The organism is Pseudomonas sp. 18173 (assembly GCF_050432945.1).
Lineage (GTDB): Bacteria > Pseudomonadota > Gammaproteobacteria > Pseudomonadales > Pseudomonadaceae > Aquipseudomonas.
Window position 1 is genome coordinate 1 of sequence record NZ_JBKFTN010000012.1, and the last position, 21,173, is coordinate 21,173.

Genomic DNA, 21,173 nt, shown 5'->3' on the forward strand with positions numbered 1-21,173 from the left:
ACTGTCAGGCCGCCATCGCTGGCAAGCCAGCTCTCACAGAAGAGCAAAGCAAATCAGCGAACACCCAAGCTTTTCACCACTCAACAGGCCGAGCGTTAGCTCGCCTGCCGCTCTTGATCTTGATCCACCCGCCCCCTCGGCAGGCTGAGTGGAGGTGTTCATCCGGGGATGGGCGCGTAGCGCCGTTCGACGCAGTCGAACTCATTGCATGTAGGTCGCGCGCAGCCGACCGGAGGGCAATGCCCCCGGATGGACACCGGAGCGAAGGAACCCCGAGCCCTGGCGAGGGGCCGGACGTTCGGGGCGAGTCATACCGAGCGTTTTTTTGCTTACTTTTTTTAGGCGCTTGTAAAAAAAGTGAGTCGCCGTAAGGGCGAAACCGCAAGCCGTCGTTACCCAAAAAACGGATATGTACACAGCCCTAAAACCTGATCAACAAGTCCTGAAGAAAGCCAAAAAAGTCCGACAATTGTGCAGGACAGCCATGGTACGCCCGTACTAAGCTCTGCACGCCACTTCATCAAGGACGATTCATGAAGCGCTTTACCCTTTGCCTGCTGTACTTCCTCACCTTCGGCGCATGCGCGGCTGACCTGAACCTGCTCACCGATAACCACCCGCCATTGCATTTCCAGCAAGGAGGCGAGCTGGTGGGATTTGGTGTGGACGTAGTGCGGGCACTGGCCGAGCGCACCGGGGATCGCGTGCATCTTCAGCAATTGCCGTTGCTGCGGGCCCTGCACGTCGCCACCAGCGAACCGGCCACCGGCGTGTTCACCGTGTTGCGCACGGCCGAACGCGATGACCTTTACCAATGGGTCGGCCCGCTGCTGGACGTGGAAACGGCACTGTATTCCGCCGACAACACCCGGCCACCGGTACGCAGCCTGCCGGAAGCCGCCAGCCATGGTGCCATTGCGGTGCCGCGCAAATGGCTGGCCTACAACTACTTGCAGAAGCAGGGTTTGAACAATCTGTATGGCGTCGAAACACCCGAACAAATGATACGCCTGGCGCGTCTGGGCCGTGCCGACTATGTGGTAGCCGACACCTTGTCCATTGCCACCCTGGCCCGTGAAGAAGGCCTGCCGCCCAGCCAACTGCACTACCAGATTCCGCTGATGCGGCAAGGCAGCTACATTGCGTTTTCCCTGCAGACCGATGCCCGTCAAGTGGCACGCTGGCAAGAGGCGCTGGACCAGATGCAACAGGACGGGAGCCTGGAGCGACTCAAACAGCGATGGCTGAGCGCCAACACTCCGCGTTGAAGGCGAGGAGTGTTGAACGGGCGGCTAGCGCACCAGTCGCGCAGCCAACGCTCTGGCCTGGCTCACCACATCGGCGACGGAGGTGCTTTCCCACCACATGCCACGCAATGGCGGGCCCATGGCAAACAGACGGCTGGCAGGCTGCCCCTCGGCATTCAGTACCGCGCCATCAACCTCTGCCGCGATGCCCAGGGCCAACGGTCCCGGCCGGACCAGGCCTCGGGCGAGCAGTTGCCGGGGCAGCGGTCGCGCGACCCGACGCCAGTCGTATTCGATACCGCTGGAGTTGATCAGGGCCGCACCGCTGACCACACAGGTCTGCGCCTCGCCGCGTCGCCGAATGCGGATACTCACCCCGCCATCCATTGCCGGTTCAAGGCCCTGGTAGAAGGCGGCGTGAACACGTAGCCGCCCTTCCTTATATAAGCGCTCCACCAATTCGGCACTCAAGGGTGGCGAGCGGTGGTGATGGCTTTCCCACCACGGCCGCACATGGCGCACAAACTGCCGACGCTGCACATCCGTCGCCTGATGCCACAAGCGGCCAATGTGTGCCCGTACCGTGTTCAGCGGCGCCTGCCAATCGATGTCTTGGGCGATGGCGTCCCGGCAGTGTCGACGCAATTCACGCATCAACTGGCGAGGTGTGCGAAGACTCCGGTCCTCAGCGAGAAAATCCACCCAGGCCGGTGACTGGCGGCGTACATGAGGCAACAGGCCATGGCGGGAAAACACTTCGATCGGCCCACGGTGCCCGGCCTGCTCCAGGGACACCACGGCGTCGACCATGGTCAGACCCGAGCCGATGATCATGACCGTCGATTGCGGATCGAGTTGCCGCATGGCCGCCACGCCCCACGGATCGAGGGCTGTTGCGTTCAAGCCACTGGGGCGGATTTGTGGCGTGCGCGCGGCGGGAAACACCCCGGTTGCCAGTACCGCAAAAGCGCCCTGCACACATCGCCCATCGCTCAAGGTCAACCGTACGACGTCGGCATCGGTTTGCATATCGACCGCCTCGGCCTGCACATGCTCCACCGTCGAACCCTTCAAGGCGCCCACCGCCTGCGCTTGCGCCAGGCGTTGCCGGACATACAGGCCAAATACGCCCCGCGGCGCAAACAGTTCGCTGACCGGCACATGCTGCTGATCCGATTCCGGCCAGCCACCCGCCTTGATGTACTCGGTCAACCACTGGGTCATGTCGTCGGCGTTGTCCGGATCGACGCTCATCCGCGCCGCATTGCCATTGAGCGTGTGGCCCGGTTCCACTGCACTGTAGGCTTCGCCCCGCCCCAGCTCGGCCCGGGGCTCGATCACCAGCACCCGGCGCCGGCCCGGCAGACGCATCAACTGCACCGCCAGCAACGCACCACTGAGGCCGCCGCCGACAATCAGGATGTCGGCATCATTGGTAATACTCTGGTCCATCTAACGCTCCCTGTTCAGATAACCACATTACGGACAAACCGAGCCGCCACTGCCCCGTCATTGCGATAACAGTGCGGCTGGTTGCTGGCGAACATGAAGAATTCACCCGTCGCTATAATCTGTGGCCGGTCGCCGAGCATGACTGTCAGGCAACCTTCGAATACATAAATCTGCTCGCTCCAGCCATCGGCGTCCGGCTCCGACGGATACACCTCACCCGGTTGCAGGCACCATTCCCACTGCTCGACTTCGCGGCTCGCGTGGGCCTTGGAAAGCAATATCGCTTTGCTGCCGGGAATCGTGCCGGTCCAGGCCAGCTCGTTGATACGGCTGGTATCGCGGGCGTCGGGGGCCTGGATCAGATCACTGAAGGCAACGTCGAGGGCTTCGGCCACTCGGTCGAGGGTGGTCAGGCTGACGTTCTTCTCCCCCGCCTCGATCGCCACCAGCATTCGACGGCTGACACCGGACTTTTCGGCCAGCGCGATCTGGCTCAGGTCGGCGGCATGACGCAAACGACGGACGTTTTGACTGACGTGCTGGAGGACCGACGCCCGCTGGATAGAATCTTTGTGCACTATATTGCTCACTGAGTGGGGTTGGGCAGTATACTGCGCAACATTCGGCGCATTGTGCGTCTCCCTCCAGTAGCGTGCAAGGTCATGACGTCGGTGAACTCCCCAAAGGTTTCCTCCCGTTTTACAAGGTTCAGCAAGGCCGAATGCGTGCTGGTGCTGATCACAATGGTCTGGGGCGGTACCTTCCTGCTGGTACAGCATGCGATGACCGTCAGTGGCCCGATGTTTTTCGTCGGCCTGCGCTTTGCCGCCGCCGCGAGCATCGTCGCCCTGTTTTCCTGGCGCCACCTGCGCGACCTGACCCTGTTCGAACTCAAGGCCGGGTCGTTCATCGGCGTGGCGATCATGCTCGGCTACGGCTTGCAGACGGTCGGGTTGCAGAGCATTCCCAGCAGCCAATCGGCATTCATTACCGCGCTGTATGTCCCGTTTGTGCCGTTGCTGCAATGGCTGGTGCTGGGACGGCGCCCGGGGTTGATGCCCAGCATCGGCATCATGCTGGCCTTTACCGGGTTGATGCTGTTGTCCGGGCCGGCCGGTGCGTCGTTCAACTTCAGCCCCGGTGAAATCGCCACCTTGATCAGCGCCGTGGCCATTGCAGCCGAGATCATCCTGATCAGTACCTTTGCCGGCCAGGTCGATGTGCGCCGGGTGACGGCGGTGCAACTGGCGGTCACTTCAGTGCTGTCGTTCCTGATGGTGGTGCCGACCAACGAGGCGATTCCGGACTTCTCCTGGTTGCTGTTGTGCAGCGCGCTGGGCCTTGGGGCCGCGAGTGCGGCGATTCAGGTGGCGATGAACTGGGCCCAGAAAAGCGTGTCACCGACCCGCGCCACGCTGATCTATGCCGGCGAGCCGGTTTGGGCAGGGATTGTCGGGCGCATCGCCGGGGAGCGCCTGCCCGCGATTGCCCTGGTCGGCGCCGGAATGATCGTGGCGGCCGTGATTGTCAGCGAGTTGAAGACCAAGGGTAAGGCGGCTGCGGTCGAGCAAGAGCTGGAACAGGAAACACAGGGTTAAGCCGTAGCCTCAGTTTTTTTGTTGAATAGCCTTTGCGAGCAGGCGGTGTGGATTTTTTACTGGTGTACATATCCGGTTCTGCGGTAACGGCCACTTAAGGTTCCGCTCTTACAGCGGGTTACTTGGAAGAGCCCCAAGTAACCAAGGGCTCTTGCCCCTGACGTTCGGTGCCTCGCCAAGGCTCGGCATTCCCTCGCTCCGGTCCTGCTCCGTGGGCCCGCCGCGATCGGCCATCCATGGCCGTACGCGGCTAACCCGGCATCCATGCCGGGTTGCCCACTGCGCAGAACCTCCACTCGGCCTCTCGAGGGGGCAAGCAGATCAAAAGCCAAAGCAAAAGCGAGGCGGCCTACAGTCCGGCCTGATCGCAATTGAACGCGTTTCCCCCTCTGTAGGAGCGAGCCTGCTCGCGAAAAACGCCGGGACACCGCGGGGATTCAGACAGCCCGCGTTATCGTTGACGTCCATCGCGAGCAAGCTCGGTCCTACAAGGCCGAGCGTTAGCTCGCCTGCCGCTCTTGATCTTGATCCACCCGCCCCCTCGGCAGGCTGAGTGGAGGTGTTCATCCGGGGATGGGCGCGTAGCGCCGTTCGACGCAGTCGAACTCATTGCATGTAGGTCGCGCGCAGCCGACCGGAGGGCAATGCCCCCGGATGGACACCGGAGCGAAGGAACCCCGAGCCCTGGCGAGGGGCCGGACGTTCGGGGCGAGCGTTTTTTTGCTTACTTTTTTTAGGCGCTTGTAAAAAAAGTGAGTCGCCGTAAGGGCGAAACCGCCTGCAGCCGTTACCGCAGCAACGGATATGTACTCCTTAAACAAAAAACAGGCCTGCAAGCCGAAACAATGTGAATCAGGGCTTTTCCGGCTACCGTGTAGGATTCTGCGACAGCTTGGCGTTTGGTGATCCGGGAGCTGGCACGTATGATGCTTCACAAACTTCCGCAGATTAGAAGCCTATGTCCCTGATAGTTCTACTGCTTTTGCCTTTCTTGGGCAGCTGTTTGGCGGCCGTTTTGCCGCACAACGCACGAAACGCCGAATCCCTGCTGGCTGGCCTGATCGCCCTGATCGGAACCCTTCAGGTCGCGTTCCTGTACCCGCAGATCGCCCACGGTGGCGTCATTCGCGAAGAGTTTACCTGGTTGCCCAGCCTGGGCCTGAACTTCGTCCTGCGCATGGACGGCTTCGCCTGGCTGTTCTCCATCCTGGTGCTGGGCATTGGCACCCTGGTTTCGCTGTACGCCCGCTACTACATGTCACCGAACGATCCGGTGCCCCGATTCTTCGCGTTTTTCCTGGCCTTCATGGGCGCCATGCTCGGCCTGGTGATCTCCGGCAACCTGATCCAGATCGTGTTTTTCTGGGAGCTGACCAGCCTCTTCTCGTTCCTGTTGATTGGCTACTGGCACCATCGCGCCGATGCCCGGCGCGGTGCCTACATGGCGCTGATGGTGACCGGCGCGGGCGGCTTGTGCCTGCTGGCGGGGGTCATGCTGCTTGGCCATGTGGTCGGCAGCTATGACCTGGACAAGGTCCTGGCTGCAGGCGACCTGATTCGCGCCCATGCCCTCTACCCGATTCTGTTGCCCCTGATCCTGATCGGCGCCCTGAGCAAAAGTGCGCAATTTCCCTTTCATTTCTGGCTGCCCCACGCCATGGCCGCGCCAACCCCCGTGTCGGCGTACCTGCACTCGGCGACCATGGTCAAGGCCGGGGTATTTCTGCTCGCGCGGTTATGGCCTTCGCTGTCGGGCAGTGAAGAATGGTTCTACATCGTCAGCGGCGCCGGTGCCTGCACCCTGTTGCTCGGGGCGTATTGCGCGATGTTCCAGAACGACCTCAAGGGGCTGCTGGCCTACTCGACCATCAGCCACCTCGGCCTGATCACACTCCTGCTCGGCTTGAACAGTCCACTGGCCGCCGTGGCCGCGGTGTTCCACATCCTCAACCATGCGACCTTCAAGGCCTCGCTGTTCATGGCCGCCGGGATCATCGACCACGAAAGCGGCACCCGCGACATCCGCAAGCTCAGCGGCCTGTACAAGCTGATGCCGTTTACCGCCACCCTGGCCATGGTCGCCAGCGCCTCGATGGCCGGGGTACCGTTGCTCAACGGTTTCCTGTCCAAGGAAATGTTCTTCGCCGAAACCGTGTTCATCAATGCCACGCGCTGGGTCGAGTTGAGCCTGCCGATCGTGGCAACGATTGCCGGCACCTTCAGCGTGGCCTACTCCCTGCGTTTCACCGTGGATGTATTCTACGGTCCGCCCGCGACCGACCTGCCGCACACGCCCCACGAGCCACCACGCTGGATGCGCGCACCGGTCGAGTTGCTGGTGTTCACCTGCCTGCTGGTGGGGATCTTCCCGGCGCAGGTGGTCGGCCCGCTGCTCGCGGCGGCGGCGCAACCGGTGGTCGGCGGCACGCTGCCCGAATACAGCCTGGCCATCTGGCATGGCCTGAACGCGCCGATGATAATGAGCCTGATCGCGTTGTCCTGCGGTACCGCGCTCTATCTGCTGCTGCGCAATCAATTCAAGCGCGGACGCTTCAACCGTCCACCCGTCATCGGTCGCCTGGACGGCAAGCACCTGTTCGAATATGCACTGGTCGCCATCATGCGCCTGGCCCGTCGCCTGGAGCCCCGGATTGGCACCCGGCGCCTGCAGATGCAGTTGTTCCTGGTGGTGCTCGCCGCCGTGTTGGCCGGGTTGATTCCCATGCTGCACAGCAGCCTTCACTGGGGTGACCGGCCGAAAATCCCCGGATCGATCGTCTTCGTCACCCTGTGGTTGCTGGCCATCGCCTGCGCCCTTGGCGCGGCCTACCAGGCCAAGTATCACCGGCTCGCGGCCCTGACCATGGTCAGCGTCTGCGGCTTGATGACCTGCATCACCTTCGTCTGGTTTTCGGCACCGGACCTGGCCCTGACCCAACTGGCGGTCGAAGTGGTGACCACGGTGCTGATCCTGTTGGGCCTGCGCTGGCTGCCACGCCGGATCGAGGAGGTCTCGCCGTTGCCAGGCAGCCTGCGCCGGGCGCGGGTGCGGCGTATCCGCGACTTGCTGCTGTCGACCTCGGTCGGTATCGGCATGGCGTTGCTGGCCTACGCCATGCTGACGCGCCAGACCCCCAACGACATTTCCTCCTTCTACCTGAGTCGCGCCTTGCCCGAAGGCGGCGGCAGCAACGTGGTCAACGTGATGCTGGTGGACTTCCGTGGTTTCGATACCCTCGGTGAAATCACCGTGCTGGCGGCCGTGGCCCTGACCGTGTACGCCCTGCTGCGCCGCTTCCGTCCGCCGAAGGAAAGCCTGCAACTGCCGGCCCAGCAACGCTTGCTTGCACCGGATGTGGTCACCGACCTGGTCAACCCGCGTCACGCCAGCGATACCGCGCTCGGTTTCATGATGGTGCCGGCGGTACTGGTGCGCCTGCTGTTGCCGGTGGCGCTGGTGGTGTCGTTCTACCTGTTCATGCGCGGGCACAATCAGCCGGGCGGCGGTTTTGTCGCCGGGCTTGTGATGTCGGTGGCCTTCATCCTGCAATACATGGTCGCCGGCACGCAGTGGGTCGAGGCGCAAATGAGCCTGCGGCCGCTGCGCTGGATGGGCACCGGGTTGCTGTTTGCCACGGCTACCGGCCTGGGTGCCATGGTGGTCGGCTATCCGTTCCTGACCACCCACACCTGGCACGTCTCGTTGCCGCTGCTGGGAGACATTCACCTGGCCAGCGCGCTGTTCTTCGACATCGGTGTGTACGGCGTGGTGGTCGGCTCGACCCTGTTGATCCTCACTGCCCTCGCCCACCAATCGGTGCGAGGTCACAAAACCGCTGCCCAGCCCAAATCCGTTACCGCCAAGGGAGCCGTCTGATGGAAGAAGTCATCGCAATCGCCATCGGCGTACTGGCCGCGTCCGGCGTCTGGCTGATCCTGCGCCCTCGGACGTTCCAGGTGGTCATGGGCCTGTGCCTGCTGTCCTACGGGGTCAACCTGTTCATTTTCAGCATGGGCAGCCTGTTCATCGGCAAGGAACCGATCATCAAGGACGGCATCCCTCAGGACCTGCTGCATTACACCGACCCGTTGCCGCAGGCACTGGTGCTGACGGCGATCGTCATCAGCTTCGCCATGACCGCGTTGTTTCTGGTGGTGCTGCTGGCCTCCCGGGGCCTGACCGGCACCGACCATGTGGATGGCCGGGAGCCCAGGGAATGATGGCGATGACCCACCTGATCGTCGCGCCCATTCTGCTGCCGCTGCTGACCGCCGCGATCATGCTGATGCTCGGTGAGAAGCACCGGCCGCTCAAGGCGAAGATCAATCTGTTCTCCAGCCTGCTCGGTCTGGGCATTGCCGTGGCGTTGTTGCAATGGACGCAAACCACCGGCGTGCCAGGCTCCATCGGCGTGTACCTGCCGAGCAACTGGCAAGTGCCGTTCGGCCTGGTGCTGGTGGTCGATCGCCTGTCCGCACTGATGCTGGTGTTGACCGGCATCATCGGCGTCAGCGCCCTGCTATTCGCCATGGCTCGCTGGGACAGCGCCGGTTCGAGCTTTCACGCGTTGTTCCAGATCCAGTTGATGGGCCTGTACGGCGCGTTCCTCACCGCTGACCTGTTCAACCTGTTCGTATTCTTCGAGGTGCTGCTGGCCGCGTCCTACGGCTTGATGCTCCACGGCTCGGGCCGGGCACGGGTGTCGTCGGGGCTGCATTACATCTCGATCAACCTGTTGGCCTCGTCGCTGTTCCTGATTGGCGCAGCGCTGATCTATGGCGTCACCGGCACGTTGAACATGGCCGACCTGGCGGTAAAAATCCCGCTGGTGTCCGAGACCGATCGGGGTTTGCTGCACGCCGGCGCCGGGATTCTGGCCGTTGCGTTCCTGGCCAAGGCCGGCATGTGGCCACTGAACTTCTGGCTGGTGCCGGCCTATTCCTCGGCCAGTGCGCCAGTGGCGGCGATGTTCGCGATCATGACCAAGGTCGGCGTCTACACCTTGCTGCGCCTGTGGACGCTACTGTTCTCCGCCGAGGCCGGGGCATCGGCGTTCTTTGGTGGCGAGTGGCTGATCTACGGCGGCATGGCGACTATCGTCTGCGCCGCCATCGCGACCCTCGCCGCGCAACGCCTGGAGCGCATGGCCAGCCTGAGCATCCTGGTGTCGGCGGGCATCCTGTTGTCGACCATCGGGTTCGCCCAGCCGAAACTGGTCGGCGCGGCGCTGTTCTATCTGTTCAGCTCGACCCTGGCGTTGAGCGCACTGTTCCTGCTGGCCGAACTGATCGAGCGCTCGCGCTCGGCCAACGAAGTCCTGCTCGAGGATGAAGCCGAACTGCTGCCCCGACCACTGGAATCCCTGCATCCGCCCAAAGGCACCAACCTCGACGACGAACAGAAGGCCGTGGTCGGCCAGGTCATCCCCTGGACCATGGCGTTTCTCGGCCTGAGTTTCATCGCCTGCGCCTTGCTGATCATCGGCATGCCGCCGCTCTCCGGGTTTATCGGCAAACTCGGCTTGATCGGCGCCTTGCTCAATCCATCCGGCCTGGGCAACAGCGCCGACGTACCTGTCTCCAGTGCCGCCTGGGGCCTGCTGGTGTTGTTGATCTTGTCCGGGCTGGCATCGCTGATCGCGTTCTCGCGCCTGGGCATCCAGCGCTTCTGGACCCCGGCGGAACGACCATCGCCCCTGCTGCGACGCTTCGAATGCATACCGATCTTCGCACTTCTGGGCTTGAGTATTGCGCTGACCTTCATGGCCGATCCGCTGCTGCGCTACACCCAGGCCGCCGCCGATGCCTTGTACAACCCGCAGCAGTATGTAATGGCCGTGCTCGACACTCGCGTCGTACCAAACCCGACGGCCGAGGCGACCTCGCTGGAGGTGCAACCATGAAGCGCCTGTTTCCTGCACCGTTGCTGTCGCTGGCCTTGTGGCTGCTGTGGCTGTTGTTGAACCTGTCGACAACCCCCGGCAATCTGCTGCTGGGTGCGGCGCTGGGGTTTTGTGCGCCGCTGATGATGCGCAGGTTGCGTCCGCTGCCGGTACGCATCCGTCGTCCCTGGGTGATCCTGCGTCTGCTGCTGGTGGTCGGGCGTGATGTGCTGGAGTCCAACCTCGCCGTGGCCTGGGGCGTGCTCAATGCCGGTCGGCGCCCGCCCCGCTCGCGATTCATCAAGGTACCGCTGGACCTGCGCGATGCCAACGGCCTGGCCGCACTGTCGATGATCACCACGGTGGTGCCCGGCACGGTCTGGTCGGAGCTGGCGCTGGATCGCAGCATTTTGCTGTTGCACGTCTTCGACCTGGACGATGAGGCGCTGTTCATCCAGCACTTCAAGGCGACCTACGAACGTCCGTTGATGGAGATCTTCGAATGAGCCCGTTGCTGTCGAACGCGATCGTGCTGAGCCTGTTCTTCTTTTCCCTGGCGATGATCCTGACCCTGATCCGCCTGTTCAAGGGGCCGTCGGCCCAGGACCGGGTTCTGGCGCTGGACTACCTGTACATCGTCGCGATGCTGATGATGCTGGCGCTGGGTATCCGTTATGCCAGTGATACGTACTTCGAGGCGGCACTGCTGATTGCACTGTTCGGTTTCGTCGGCTCGTTCGCCCTGGCGAAATTCCTGCTGCGTGGCGAGGTGATCGAATGAATGCGCCATTGTCGATGTGGGTGGAAATACCGGTGGCGATCCTGCTGGTGCTCGGCAGTCTGTTTGCGTTGATTGGCGCCACGGGCCTTTTGCGCATGAAGGATTATTTCCAGCGCATGCACCCACCCGCCCTGGCCTCGACGCTCGGAGCCTGGTGCGTGGCACTGGCTTCGATCATCTACTTTTCAGCGCTCAAGTCCGCGCCGGTATTGCACGCCTGGTTGATTCCGATCCTGCTGGCGATTACCGTACCGGTGACCACCTTGCTGCTGGCCCGGGCGGCGCTGTTTCGCAAACGCATGGCCGGGGACGATGTGCCGGCCGAGGTGAGCAGTCGGCGTACTGAGAGCGGCAGTTAGAGCAAAGACCTTTAGTGCCTGGACCGGCCTCATCGCGGGCAAGCCCGCTCCCACAGGTTCTCGGGTGTATACAAAAGTTGTGATCGACCGGGATCACTGTGGGAGCGGGCTTGCCCCGGGCGGCGATCCGACGAAAGCGACAGGTCAGCCAATACAGTACGACCGGCCTGGCTCAAACCCAGGCCACCGCCAACAACCCCGCCCCCAGCACCACGCACAACGGCGAATAAACCCAGGTATCGAGCCGGGCAAATTCCGAACCCTTGACCTCCTTGAAAAAACCCACCAGCTCCGAATCGCCAATGGCCCGGGCAAACAGCAAAATCGCAATCGCGCTGATCACCCACTGCAACGACCAGTGATGCGACGGTGGCAGACACCACCCCACTCGCCAACACACCAGCACGGCAATCAACAGCAACATCCCTGCCACCACCAGCGTGATCCAGCCCCGTGGCTTGAACGCCGGTCGCAGTTGCGCACTGCCCTCCTGCGGTATTTGCGGGACCGCCGCCACCGCCGCCCACTCACCACCCAACGCCCAATACACATGCACCAGACTGATCACTGCGAAGATCGTTACCAGCGACTGAGCCAACAACAGGGTCATGGTTCAGAGATCCTTGAAAGGGATATGAGCTGAACATTGTAGGAGCTACCGCAGGCTGCGATGTCTTGATTTTGCTTTTTTATGACAAAGATCAAAAGATCCCGGCCAGCGGCAGCACTTAGAGGGCGGCGGCGACTTTATCCGCCACGTCCTTGGGCAGCCAGGCCCGCCAGACGTCCGGATGGGTCTTCATGAAGGCCTCTGCCGCCTGACGCGGTGGCGTATGTTTCTCGCTCATCTGGGCCAGCGCTTTGTTCAGGGGGTCGATAGGAAAGTCGACCCTGGTAAAGAACTCGGCAATTTGCGGATATTGTTTTTGAAAGGGGGTGGACACACCGATCGACAGCTTGGAGGCCAGGGACCGGGTCGGCTGCGGATCGGGGTTGTCGGCGTCGGTCAAGGTCTTCCAGGCTTCAGCGTTGAACGGAGGCTCTTCCAGTTGAATCAGCTTGAAGCGGCCAAGCAACGGCGTGGGCGACCAGTAGTAAAACAGCACCGGCTTGCCACGATGAATGGACGAACTGATCTCGGCATCCAGTGCCGCGCCCGAACCGCTGCGGAAGTTCACGTAAGTGTCGTCCAGCCCATACGCCTTGAGCTTCTGCTTGTTGACCACTTCCGAAGTCCAGCCGATAGGACTGTTGAGGAAACGTCCCTTGGTCGGGGCTTCCGGGTCCTTGAACACGTCCTTGTAACGCGGCAGGTCGCTGACGCTGCGCAGCTCTGGTGCCAGCGGCTTGATGCCCTTGGCCGGGTCGCCCTTGATCACATATTCCGGCACCCACCAGCCTTCGGTAGCGCCCTTGACCGTGTCGCCGAGGCTGACGACTTTGCCTTCGGCTTCCGCCTTGACCCAGACCGGGCTGCGACCGGCCCACTCTTCGCCAATGACCTGGATGTCATTATTGGCCAGCGCGGTTTCCAGGGTAATGGTGGTGCCTGGCAAGGTGTCGGTCGGCAACCCGTAGCCCTTCTCGACAATGATGCGCAGGACATCGGTAATCAGGCTGCCGCTTTCCCAGTTCAGGTCGGCAAAGTGGATCGGCGCCTGGGCGGCCAACACCGGGGCGGGTGTCGCCAGCAAACCGAAAATGGCCAGGACAGCAGTCAGCAACCGTCGAAATCCGTTCATGCTTTTGCACCTCGCGCTGTTCACAGCAATGGCAGGATGGTCTGGCAGCAGACCGCGAAGCCTCTGGATACTCAGTCCATTGACTGTAGTAGAGGTTCCTGCTTTCGAGGTGCGTGGATCAGTTTTCGGAAATTTCCTGCAAACGCGTCAGCTCTCGCCTGACCATACTGGCGTATGGCGCCGGTTGCAGTTGGTAAAGCTGTGACGCCACCCAATTCAGCCAGGCTCCCTGCAGAATGGTCTTCTGCCCGAACAGCCGCCGCGCGTCGTCTTGAGCGCGGGCCAGGTTCTGCTCGTGGAAGTCGGCGCGGGTCAGGGTCATCACTCGCTGGCCTTGAAGGTCACCAACTCGCCCTTGCGCCACTTGGCCGCTTTGGCGGTCACGGCCTTGAGGGTCTTGGTCAGGCCATCCTGCAACTGTTGATGGGCGGCAAACACCATCACCACGCTATGACCTTCCTTGAACACAATCCCCTGACCGTCGGCCGTGGTCACGAAGGCGTAATCGCCAATTCCGTAAACCGTCAGCTTGATGTCGCGGAACCTGATGTCCAGCTTGCCGCCTTCGCGACTGGGCAGCACCGAAGCGCTGAAATGATCGCCGACCTTGAGTTTGAGTCCGGGTTTGTCGTCCACCACCAGGGCTGATTCGGTGTCGATTTCGGCAATGTAAATGCCTTCAGCGTTCTGTTCGGTGATGTAAACGAAACGTGACTGAAACTGCTTGACCAGCTTTGCGCGCAAATCGCCCAGCACGAACAAGGCGTGCATATCGAGATTACTTACTGCCAAGGAAACATCCCCACATCTGAAAAATGGTGCCGTACGCGAAAAATAAACGCACAGCCAAAAAAGCGGCAATGCCGAAGGTGTAGCCAAAGAACCCGGATTGATGTCCTGAATGAGCAGTGCACTCATTCATCACGAAGCTTGAGAAGACTACTGGAACGTCATTCGCGTCGTCCTGACTGGCGTTCGTCACAGGCTGAAGGAAAACGCCCTTCCTGCTGCCAGAAAATTATGGACTATCAACTTCGGGGAAAAATCTCATCAAGAAAAAATCTTTTCCTACATATCGTCAGCGAAAAATTGCTTTAGATAAACATCATTCACCCACCAGTGAGGGTGATTCTAGAGCAGCGATGCTCTTGGAGACTAGCCAAAACGACGTACATACGTCGGTAAAACAATGAAAAGGACTTCATATGTGCACGCTGACACACTTTGCCTACCCCTTGCTGCCTGACTCAAAAACCGCGCCGACCTCACTCCCGTCAGGGTTCCGCGGCCATGAACCGCTTGCCGACACCCCCGCTCGCCCGCGATTTCAGGTGGTGATGGCAGGCATTGCCTTCTTTCACATCAAGGAAATTTCTACAGGCTGCGTCAGAGGTTTCCGAGCCAACCACAATGAAGCCTGCGCCCTCGCCCGGTTTCTTGACTCACACAGTTGACATGCACCACCGCACTCCCTTCCATCGACGTTTGGTCTGCCCGCCGACTTATCTCAGCCGTCGACGGGCAACTACTGCCATACTGCCCGCCCAATAAAACGGATCCGGAAAAATCGGGTTACGTTGACAACAACAATATATTTCCAGGGGAAGTCTGCAACGTGACGGAATTTGATATCGGCGAGTTTTTTATCCGGGGTGAAGCCAGAGAAATCGACGGTGAGTTCCAGGCCGTGATTGTCATGCGCGCCAAACCACCGCTAAAAACCGTGACGTATCACCAGGTCGAAAAGGATCGCTGGTTCAAGACCCCGGATGTCGCCGCCATTGCGGCCCAGGAATCGGCCAGGGAACTGAAGGCGGCGGTCGATGCGGGGGCATTGAAAGCCTGATTGTCGGGCTGGCGGTCTATGCTCACTGTTGCGCTTGAACATCGTGATCGAACTCCACCCGCGCGGCGCCCTCGATGCAAGGTTCCGCGCGTTGCCCCTCGACCCGACTGACGACCTGCAAGGAGATGAAGATGGAATCACCGACACACAACCTGAAAGGCCTGTTCGACCAGCTCGGCCTGGACTCCAGCCAGAAAGCGATCGACGACTTCATTGCCGGCCATTCCCTGCCTGGCGACAAGAAACTCATCGACGCCGAGTTCTGGTCACCACAGCAGGCCGGCTTCCTCAAGGAACAATTACGCGAAGACGCAGACTGGGCGCGGGTGGTCGATGACCTGAACCTGCGCATGCACCAGACACACTGACAACCTCAATGCAGGCTGCCAGGCCTTTCGGCGTTCAATTGCGCCAACCAGGCAGCCTTGCACTCCTCCGCTTCGTCGCGACTGGAGAATGCCGTGCCCCGGCGCTCGCCATTGAGCAACACCACCCAGCAAACCTTACGCCCCAGGGAGCGCAGATTGGCAGGTACCCCGCTGCCGATCATGACCGCGACATCAACTTTGCCCTGCATGCTGACCTCCCGAACTCCATTAGCAACCTAATTAATAGGTATGTTAATTAGTTTTCTGGCGAGGAAACAGCAATACCCTGCACAGGTTAATTGCATAATTTGTAACAATCACCCGGCAAGCTGCGATGTCTAGCGCGGCTCTTCCGGTTTGTAGCCCAGGCGCAAACCGCCCCAATGACGCCCCTTGAGCATGATCGGCACCGAGAGATCGTGCATCAACTCTCCGGTGTCGCGGGTGTAGGTTTGCAGCAGCACGGCCTTCTGATGGCTGCCACAGCGGATCCCGGTGCGGTCAGCGAACTTGCGTTTGGTGCGGTTCTGCAAGGCATCGAACTGCGCGTCCCCCGTCAGCGGCTGGCTGAACACATGGTTGTGGGTCGGCACATAACCCTGCTGGGTGCAGGCGATGGCGAACACCAATCCTTCGTGACGCGGCAACAACGGTTCCTGGATGGTTGGCAAAACCTGATCGGTGTAGCGGTCGAAACGCGTCTGGTACTTGGTCGGGCTGGTATTGGGGATGACCTGGTAATTGCGGTCGAACAAATCGTCGAGACTGATTCGACCGGCATCGATATCCGCCTCGAAACGCGCTGCGATCTGGCTCGCGCCTTCCCGGGCCAGGTCATAGATCCGCTGGTGATAATCATCCAGCCCCACCTCGGCAAGACGCTCGCTGATGGTTTCGGCTTGTCCTTCCATTTGTACCGCCGCATGGGCCAGACGCTGAGTCTGCTGGTCGCTGACCGCCAGGTCGCTGCGCATCTGTTCGATGGCGTGAAACAGGCTGTCGAGCTGTTCACGGTTGGTGTCCGCGCCCCGGGCGATTTCTCCGACCTGGGATTCGACACTGGCCGCCAGACGGGCAATGTTCTCCAGATGCTGGCCCGTCCGTTCGACCTGCCCGACGCCAGCGTCGAGGTCGCTGGACAGTTGGCGGATCTGCTCCACCACCTGCGCCGTGCGTTGCTGGATGTCGGCCACCATCTCGCCGACTTCACCCGTGGCGGCCGCCGTGCGCGCAGCGAGCCCACGAACCTCGTCGGCCACCACGGCAAACCCGCGACCGTGTTCCCCCGCCCGCGCCGCTTCAATGGCAGCGTTCAACGCCAACAGATTGGTCTGGCTGGCGATGGACTGAATCACCAGGGTCACGCGCTGGATATCATCGCTGCGCAGGCTCAAGGCTTCGATCAGCTCACGGCTGTTGCTGGCGCGCTGGCTGAGCTGATGCATGCGCGCAATGGACTCGATCAGCTCCGTTCGCCCGACCGCACCACTTTGATGAGCCTCGCTGGCAGCGCTCAGCGCCTGGCGACTGAGCGTCGAGGTGGCCTGTTCGGTGGTGATCATGACCTCGGCGTTGCTGACGATCCGGGCCGCCGCCGTGAGCTGCGATTGCAGTTTTTCCGCCAGTTGCCGAACCGAAAACGCCACGCCCGCCGCCGATAGCGCGTTATGGCTGGTGGTGTGGGAAAGATCGCGAGTCAACTCGCCGATGGCATCAGGGTTGTCGGCGCAAGCGGCCTGCGGGGTCGCGCGCGAACGCAGGCGAGGCAGCCAGATAATCAATACGGCCAGGGGCAGGCCAAGGTAGAGAGACCATTCGCCCAGCGTCATGCCACATAACAACAGCATCAGGGCGATGCTTTGCAGCGTCGGTGTCAGCCAGCGATTTTTCGGCAACAGCACTGCTGCAGGTACTGCCGCAACCAGAGAGCCGTCTCTCGTCATCTTTGTCACCCCGGAAAGCTTCTAATTGTTGTCTTCGCATTAAACGCCACCATAAGGCCATTATCCATGAGCCTTTAGTCGCGAATGTTGCAGCAGATCAATAGAAGAACCGGGAAATCGAAGACAGCAGAAAACAAAGATCGCAGCCTGCACCAGCGTCCTGCTTCAATTGCGCAGGAGCTGCCACAGGCTGCGATCTTTTCAAGGCAGCCCGAATTAAAAGGGCTGCCTCACAGAATCAGGCCTGACGCTGGTGCTTGTCGATTTGCTCGTGACGTTCCTGAGCTTCGATGCAGTACTTGGTGGTCGGGCTGATCAGCAGGCGCTTGAGGCCAATTGGCTCGCCGCTGTCATCGCACCAGCCGAAGCTGTCTTCCTTGATGCGTTCCAGCGCTTGTTCCAACTGAGGCAGCATGCGCTGGTCGCGATCGATAGCGTTCACCAGCCAGGTGCGCTCTTCTTCGACCGAAGCCGCGTCTGCCGGATCGGCCGGGGTGTCCAGGCTTTCGATGGCGATGCGGTTCTGTTCGATGCGCTCATGGGTTTCGACTTTCATGTTTTGCAACAGCTCGGAGAAAAAAGCATGTTGCTCGGCATTCATGTAGTCATCCGCCGGCATGGCCAGCAACTTGTCCTTTGTCATTGATATCTCTATAAAAAAACGTGCATTAAGGCGAATAAGGGAGCGTTCCGGCAGACCCGGGCAGGCCATCGGAAAGGCGCCGTTTGTTCCAAGCGCCACCCGGCACTCAATTTACGAGGGGCGGCAGTCTACGGCCGACTTGAGGCATCAGCAACTGAAAAGACAGCGAATTTGTCCGACAAAGCCCCGAAAATGCTCTACGGCAGGCTTTGAGGTGGTCATCGGAGTGCGTTTATAGCAAGAAATTCAATCGAGCGGCTGTATATGGAAGACAAACGGCGAGCACCGGGCAATATTCACGGTCATTTGCAGGGTTGCGAACCTCAGCTAAGGTTGTCCCTCCCGAAATGGCCATATAAAGGAAAGGACCATGAAGCTGATCGGTATGCTGGACTCGCCCTATGTAAGGCGCGCCGCCATTTCTGCCAAAGCCTTGGGAATCACGCTGGAACACCGGTCGGTCTCGGTGTTCCGCCACTTCGAACAATTCCGCCAGATCAACCCGGTGGTCAAGGCGCCCACGCTGGTACTGGATGACGGTGAAGTGTTGATGGATTCGACGCTGATCATCGACTACCTGGAAACCCTGGCCCCAAAAAGCCTGATGCCTGCCGAGCCGGGTCAGCGCCTGCGCGCTTTGCGCCTGATTGGCCTGGCGTTGGCCGCCAGCGAAAAGTCCGTGCAGCTTTATTATGAGCGCAACCTGCGGCCGGCGGAGATTCAGTTCGAACCCTGGGTGCAACGGGTGGAAGGACAGCTGACGGCAGCCTACTCAGCGTTGGAGCAGGAACTGGAAAAGCAGCCGCTGAAGACTGACGGCTCGATTGAGCAGGACGGCATTACCCTCGCGGTGGCGTGGAGCTTTACCAACCTGGTGGTGCCGGATCAGGTGAGTGCGGCACAGTTTCCGCGGATCGCCGCATTCACGGCGTATGCCGAGGGGCTTGAGGTGTTTGTGGATACGCCCATTCAATAGATGGACTCGCTTCGCCTGATCCTTCCTTTTCGCGAGCAGGCTCGCTCCCACAAGTGGAATTGCGTTCTCTTGTGGCTGCGAATTTGCTCAGAGGGTTTTATGAATTGGCGCAAACCCGCAATGCCCATGAACTTTTATTTAGGAAGCCTGCGATCATTTCTTGGCAAAATGCCGCACAACGTTGTGAACATTTAATCAGGCCAGCCCCATGACCCGCATCTTGACCATCGAAGACGACGCCGTGACCGCCCGGGAAATTGTCGCCGAACTGAGTAGCCACGGCCTCGACGTCGACTGGGTCGACAATGGCCGCGAAGGGCTGGAGCGCGCGGTCAGCGGCAACTATGACCTGATCACCCTCGACCGCATGTTGCCCGGGCTCGATGGCCTGGCGATTGTCACCACGCTGCGGACCATGGGCGTGGTCACGCCGATCCTGATGATCAGCGCCCTGTCCGACGTCGATGAGCGCGTGCGCGGCTTGCGCGCCGGCGGCGACGACTACCTGACCAAACCTTTCGCCACCGATGAGATGGCCGCCCGGGTCGAAGTCCTGCTGCGCCGGCAGAATAACGTGACCGCCCAGGCCACCACGCTGCGGGTCGCGGACCTGGAGTTGAACCTGATCAGCCACGAAGCCAGCCGCGACGGTCAACTGCTGACGCTGTTGCCCACCGAATACAAACTGCTGGAATTCCTGATGCGCAATACCGGGCAAATCCTCTCGCGGATGATGATTTTCGAAGAAGTCTGGGGTTACCACTTCGACCCCGGCACCAACCTGATCGACGTCCACATCGGCCGTCTGCGCAAGAAGATCGACCCGCCTGGCAATGTCCCACTGATTCGGACCGTGCGAGGCTCGGGTTATGTCATTGCCGAACCCGTCTAAAGGCTGGCGTTCCTCCAGCAGCCGTCTGCTGGCGCTCTACAGTTCGCTGTTCGTGATCTGGAGCGGGATTCTCATGGGGGTCATGTACTACGAGGTTTCCGCTTACCTGGACAACCTGGCCAAGCATTCACTGATGCAACGCCAGCACCTGTTCTCGCGCTTCTCGGGCGAGCAACTGGTGGACGCCCTCGCCGTCAGCATGACCTTCGACATCCGCGGCATTGACGCCTACGGCCTGTTCGACGCCCGCCACCGTTACCTCAGCGGCGCCCTGCGCTACATTCCGGACGGCTTGCCGCTCGATGGCAGGATCCACACGCTGCGCGACTGCGACGCCTCCGACGACACCGGTGACCAGACGCTGCCCGCCGACAGTTGCGACGCGGTGGCAACCCCCACCCTCGACGGCCGCTGGCTGGTGCTGGTGCGCGACAACGGTTCGCTGTTCGCCGTGACCCGGATCATCCTTCACGCCCTGTTCTGGGGGGTGACCCTGACCATCGTGCCAGGCATCATCGGCTGGTATCTGCTGCGGCGTCGGCCATTGCGACGCATTCGCGGGATCCAGGCCAGCGCCGAAGCCATCGTCGCTGGCGACCTGAGCCGGCGTTTGCCGCTGTCCAATCGACGTGACGAACTGGACATGCTCGCCGCCATCGTCAACGCCATGCTCGAACGCATCGAGCGCCTGATGAACGAGGTCAAGGGCGTGTGCGACAACATCGCCCATGACCTGCGCACACCCCTGACCCGGCTGCGCGCGCAGCTTTACCGCATGCAGCAGCAAGCCGGCGAAGGTTCACCGCAGGCCATGCAACTGGACCTGGTGCTGGCCGAGGCCGATACGCTGATGGCACGTTTTCGTGGCTTGCTGCGCATTTCCGAACTGGAAGACCGCCAGCGCCGCTCCGGCTTCGTGCAACTGGACCCGGTGGCGTTGCTGCAGGAACTGCATGAGTTCTACCTGCCCCTGGCGGAAGACGATGGCCTGGTGTTTCAGCTGCACCTGCCCGCGTCGTTGCCACCGCTCAATGGTGACCGGGCACTGCTGTTCGAAGCCGTGGCGAACCTGTTGAGCAACTCGATCAAATTCACCCCGCCCGGTGGCGCGGTGATCTTGCGCGGGGTCAACGATGGCGGGCACACGCGGATCGAAGTGCTCGACTCCGGCCCGGGCATCCCCGAGTCGGAACGTAAAGCGGTGTTCCAGCGTTTCTATCGCGCCGAGGCGGGCAATCAGAAAAGCGGTTTCGGCCTGGGGCTGTCCATCGTCGCGGCGATCGTCAGCCTGCACGGGTTTACGCTGGAGGTGGGCAGCAGCGAACTGGGCGGTGCGCGGCTGGTGCTCGATTGTCGGGAGAGTTTGATTCCTCAAGCCTAGTGTTCACCCCAGGATCAAAACAGATCCCTTAATGTGGGAGCGGGCTTGCTCGCGAAGGCGGTA

At 61.1% G+C, this 21,173-nt stretch carries 23 protein-coding genes; 14 read left to right on the forward strand and 9 right to left on the reverse strand.

Going from position 1 to position 21,173, the window contains the following annotated elements; all coding sequences use genetic code 11:
- Positions 1–533: 533 nt before the first annotated feature.
- Entirely contained in the window at positions 534–1,268 is a 735-nt protein-coding gene (locus ACLD1X_RS14830) for a substrate-binding periplasmic protein (protein WP_429368817.1), read from the forward strand.
- A gap of 24 nt (positions 1,269–1,292) precedes the next feature.
- Here ACLD1X_RS14830 and ACLD1X_RS14835 read toward each other — a convergent pair whose 3' ends face one another.
- Together ACLD1X_RS14835 and ACLD1X_RS14840 are read right to left on the reverse strand one after the other, a co-directional pair.
- Positions 1,293–2,699: an FAD/NAD(P)-binding protein gene (locus ACLD1X_RS14835; protein ID WP_429368818.1), complete on the reverse strand. Its 1,407-nt coding sequence runs from the start codon at positions 2,697–2,699 to the stop codon at positions 1,293–1,295.
- A gap of 14 nt (positions 2,700–2,713) precedes the next feature.
- On the reverse strand, positions 2,714–3,277 hold the full coding sequence (locus ACLD1X_RS14840) for a helix-turn-helix domain-containing protein (protein ID WP_429368820.1): 564 nt from the start codon (positions 3,275–3,277) through the stop codon (positions 2,714–2,716).
- Between the two features lie 84 nt (positions 3,278–3,361).
- On the opposite strand from ACLD1X_RS14840, the gene ACLD1X_RS14845 reads away from it, so the two are divergent.
- The 7 genes from ACLD1X_RS14845 to ACLD1X_RS14875 all read left to right on the forward strand — a co-directional run bounded on the left by ACLD1X_RS14845 (position 3,362) and on the right by ACLD1X_RS14875 (position 11,319).
- Positions 3,362–4,297, forward strand: a complete 936-nt coding sequence (locus ACLD1X_RS14845) for a DMT family transporter (protein WP_429368822.1) — start codon at positions 3,362–3,364, stop codon at positions 4,295–4,297.
- A 958-nt stretch (positions 4,298–5,255) separates the two neighbouring features.
- Positions 5,256–8,174 (forward strand): monovalent cation/H+ antiporter subunit A, encoded by a 2,919-nt coding sequence (locus tag ACLD1X_RS14850; protein WP_429368824.1) that lies wholly within the window; start codon positions 5,256–5,258, stop codon positions 8,172–8,174.
- Complete coding sequence (locus tag ACLD1X_RS14855; protein WP_008020558.1) at positions 8,174–8,518, forward strand: Na+/H+ antiporter subunit C; 345 nt, start codon at positions 8,174–8,176, stop codon at positions 8,516–8,518. The genes ACLD1X_RS14850 and ACLD1X_RS14855 overlap by 1 nt, the downstream gene beginning before the upstream one ends.
- On the forward strand, positions 8,515–10,200 hold the full coding sequence (locus ACLD1X_RS14860) for a monovalent cation/H+ antiporter subunit D (protein WP_429368826.1): 1,686 nt from the start codon (positions 8,515–8,517) through the stop codon (positions 10,198–10,200). Before ACLD1X_RS14855 ends, ACLD1X_RS14860 begins: the two co-directional genes overlap by 4 nt.
- The gene (locus ACLD1X_RS14865; protein ID WP_429368828.1) at positions 10,197–10,685 is read left to right on the forward strand and encodes a Na+/H+ antiporter subunit E; all 489 of its coding nucleotides are present in this window, start codon (positions 10,197–10,199) and stop codon (positions 10,683–10,685) included. Before ACLD1X_RS14860 ends, ACLD1X_RS14865 begins: the two co-directional genes overlap by 4 nt.
- Entirely contained in the window at positions 10,682–10,960 is a 279-nt protein-coding gene (locus ACLD1X_RS14870) for a K+/H+ antiporter subunit F (RefSeq protein ID WP_429368830.1), read from the forward strand. Before ACLD1X_RS14865 ends, ACLD1X_RS14870 begins: the two co-directional genes overlap by 4 nt.
- A complete protein-coding gene (locus ACLD1X_RS14875; RefSeq protein ID WP_085714755.1) occupies positions 10,957–11,319 on the forward strand; it encodes a Na+/H+ antiporter subunit G in 363 nt (120 codons plus the stop codon). Before ACLD1X_RS14870 ends, ACLD1X_RS14875 begins: the two co-directional genes overlap by 4 nt.
- Positions 11,320–11,491: 172 nt before the next feature.
- Here ACLD1X_RS14875 and ACLD1X_RS14880 read toward each other — a convergent pair whose 3' ends face one another.
- From ACLD1X_RS14880 to ACLD1X_RS14895, 4 genes are all read right to left on the reverse strand, one after another.
- Positions 11,492–11,929 (reverse strand): DUF3995 domain-containing protein, encoded by a 438-nt coding sequence (locus ACLD1X_RS14880; RefSeq protein WP_429368832.1) that lies wholly within the window; start codon positions 11,927–11,929, stop codon positions 11,492–11,494.
- Positions 11,930–12,047: 118 nt separating this feature from the next.
- Positions 12,048–13,061 carry an ABC transporter substrate-binding protein gene (locus tag ACLD1X_RS14885; protein ID WP_429368834.1) on the reverse strand — a complete coding sequence of 338 codons (1,014 nt, stop codon included), beginning with the start codon at positions 13,059–13,061 and terminating at the stop codon, positions 12,048–12,050.
- A 118-nt stretch (positions 13,062–13,179) separates the two neighbouring features.
- Positions 13,180–13,383 carry a hypothetical protein gene (locus ACLD1X_RS14890; protein WP_429368836.1) on the reverse strand — a complete coding sequence of 68 codons (204 nt, stop codon included), beginning with the start codon at positions 13,381–13,383 and terminating at the stop codon, positions 13,180–13,182.
- On the reverse strand, positions 13,383–13,832 hold the full coding sequence (locus ACLD1X_RS14895) for a hypothetical protein (RefSeq protein ID WP_429369140.1): 450 nt from the start codon (positions 13,830–13,832) through the stop codon (positions 13,383–13,385). Before ACLD1X_RS14895 ends, ACLD1X_RS14890 begins: the two co-directional genes overlap by 1 nt.
- Before the next feature lie 434 nt (positions 13,833–14,266).
- Here ACLD1X_RS14895 and ACLD1X_RS14900 point away from each other — a divergent pair, with 434 nt between their 5' ends.
- The 3 genes from ACLD1X_RS14900 to ACLD1X_RS14910 all read left to right on the forward strand — a co-directional run bounded on the left by ACLD1X_RS14900 (position 14,267) and on the right by ACLD1X_RS14910 (position 15,275).
- Entirely contained in the window at positions 14,267–14,515 is a 249-nt protein-coding gene (locus ACLD1X_RS14900) for a hypothetical protein (RefSeq protein ID WP_429368838.1), read from the forward strand.
- Between the two features lie 161 nt (positions 14,516–14,676).
- Positions 14,677–14,907 carry a hypothetical protein gene (locus ACLD1X_RS14905; RefSeq protein ID WP_008020538.1) on the forward strand — a complete coding sequence of 77 codons (231 nt, stop codon included), beginning with the start codon at positions 14,677–14,679 and terminating at the stop codon, positions 14,905–14,907.
- A gap of 131 nt (positions 14,908–15,038) precedes the next feature.
- The gene (locus tag ACLD1X_RS14910; protein ID WP_429368840.1) at positions 15,039–15,275 is read left to right on the forward strand and encodes a DUF2789 domain-containing protein; all 237 of its coding nucleotides are present in this window, start codon (positions 15,039–15,041) and stop codon (positions 15,273–15,275) included.
- 5 nt (positions 15,276–15,280) lie between these two features.
- Here ACLD1X_RS14910 and ACLD1X_RS14915 read toward each other — a convergent pair whose 3' ends face one another.
- The 3 genes from ACLD1X_RS14915 to ACLD1X_RS14925 all read right to left on the reverse strand — a co-directional run bounded on the left by ACLD1X_RS14915 (position 15,281) and on the right by ACLD1X_RS14925 (position 17,861).
- Positions 15,281–15,484 carry a hypothetical protein gene (locus ACLD1X_RS14915; protein ID WP_429368842.1) on the reverse strand — a complete coding sequence of 68 codons (204 nt, stop codon included), beginning with the start codon at positions 15,482–15,484 and terminating at the stop codon, positions 15,281–15,283.
- 129 nt (positions 15,485–15,613) lie between these two features.
- Positions 15,614–17,218: a methyl-accepting chemotaxis protein gene (locus tag ACLD1X_RS14920; RefSeq protein WP_429368844.1), complete on the reverse strand. Its 1,605-nt coding sequence runs from the start codon at positions 17,216–17,218 to the stop codon at positions 15,614–15,616.
- 238 nt (positions 17,219–17,456) lie between these two features.
- Entirely contained in the window at positions 17,457–17,861 is a 405-nt protein-coding gene (locus tag ACLD1X_RS14925; protein ID WP_007935965.1) for a TraR/DksA family transcriptional regulator, read from the reverse strand.
- Between the two features lie 370 nt (positions 17,862–18,231).
- Here ACLD1X_RS14925 and ACLD1X_RS14930 point away from each other — a divergent pair, with 370 nt between their 5' ends.
- From ACLD1X_RS14930 to ACLD1X_RS14940, 3 genes are all read left to right on the forward strand, one after another.
- Positions 18,232–18,837, forward strand: a complete 606-nt coding sequence (locus ACLD1X_RS14930; protein ID WP_429368847.1) for a glutathione S-transferase N-terminal domain-containing protein — start codon at positions 18,232–18,234, stop codon at positions 18,835–18,837.
- 208 nt (positions 18,838–19,045) lie between these two features.
- Complete coding sequence (locus ACLD1X_RS14935) at positions 19,046–19,729, forward strand: response regulator transcription factor (RefSeq protein ID WP_429368849.1); 684 nt, start codon at positions 19,046–19,048, stop codon at positions 19,727–19,729.
- On the forward strand, positions 19,707–21,110 hold the full coding sequence (locus tag ACLD1X_RS14940; protein ID WP_429368851.1) for a sensor histidine kinase: 1,404 nt from the start codon (positions 19,707–19,709) through the stop codon (positions 21,108–21,110). Before ACLD1X_RS14935 ends, ACLD1X_RS14940 begins: the two co-directional genes overlap by 23 nt.
- Positions 21,111–21,173: the final 63 nt, after the last annotated feature.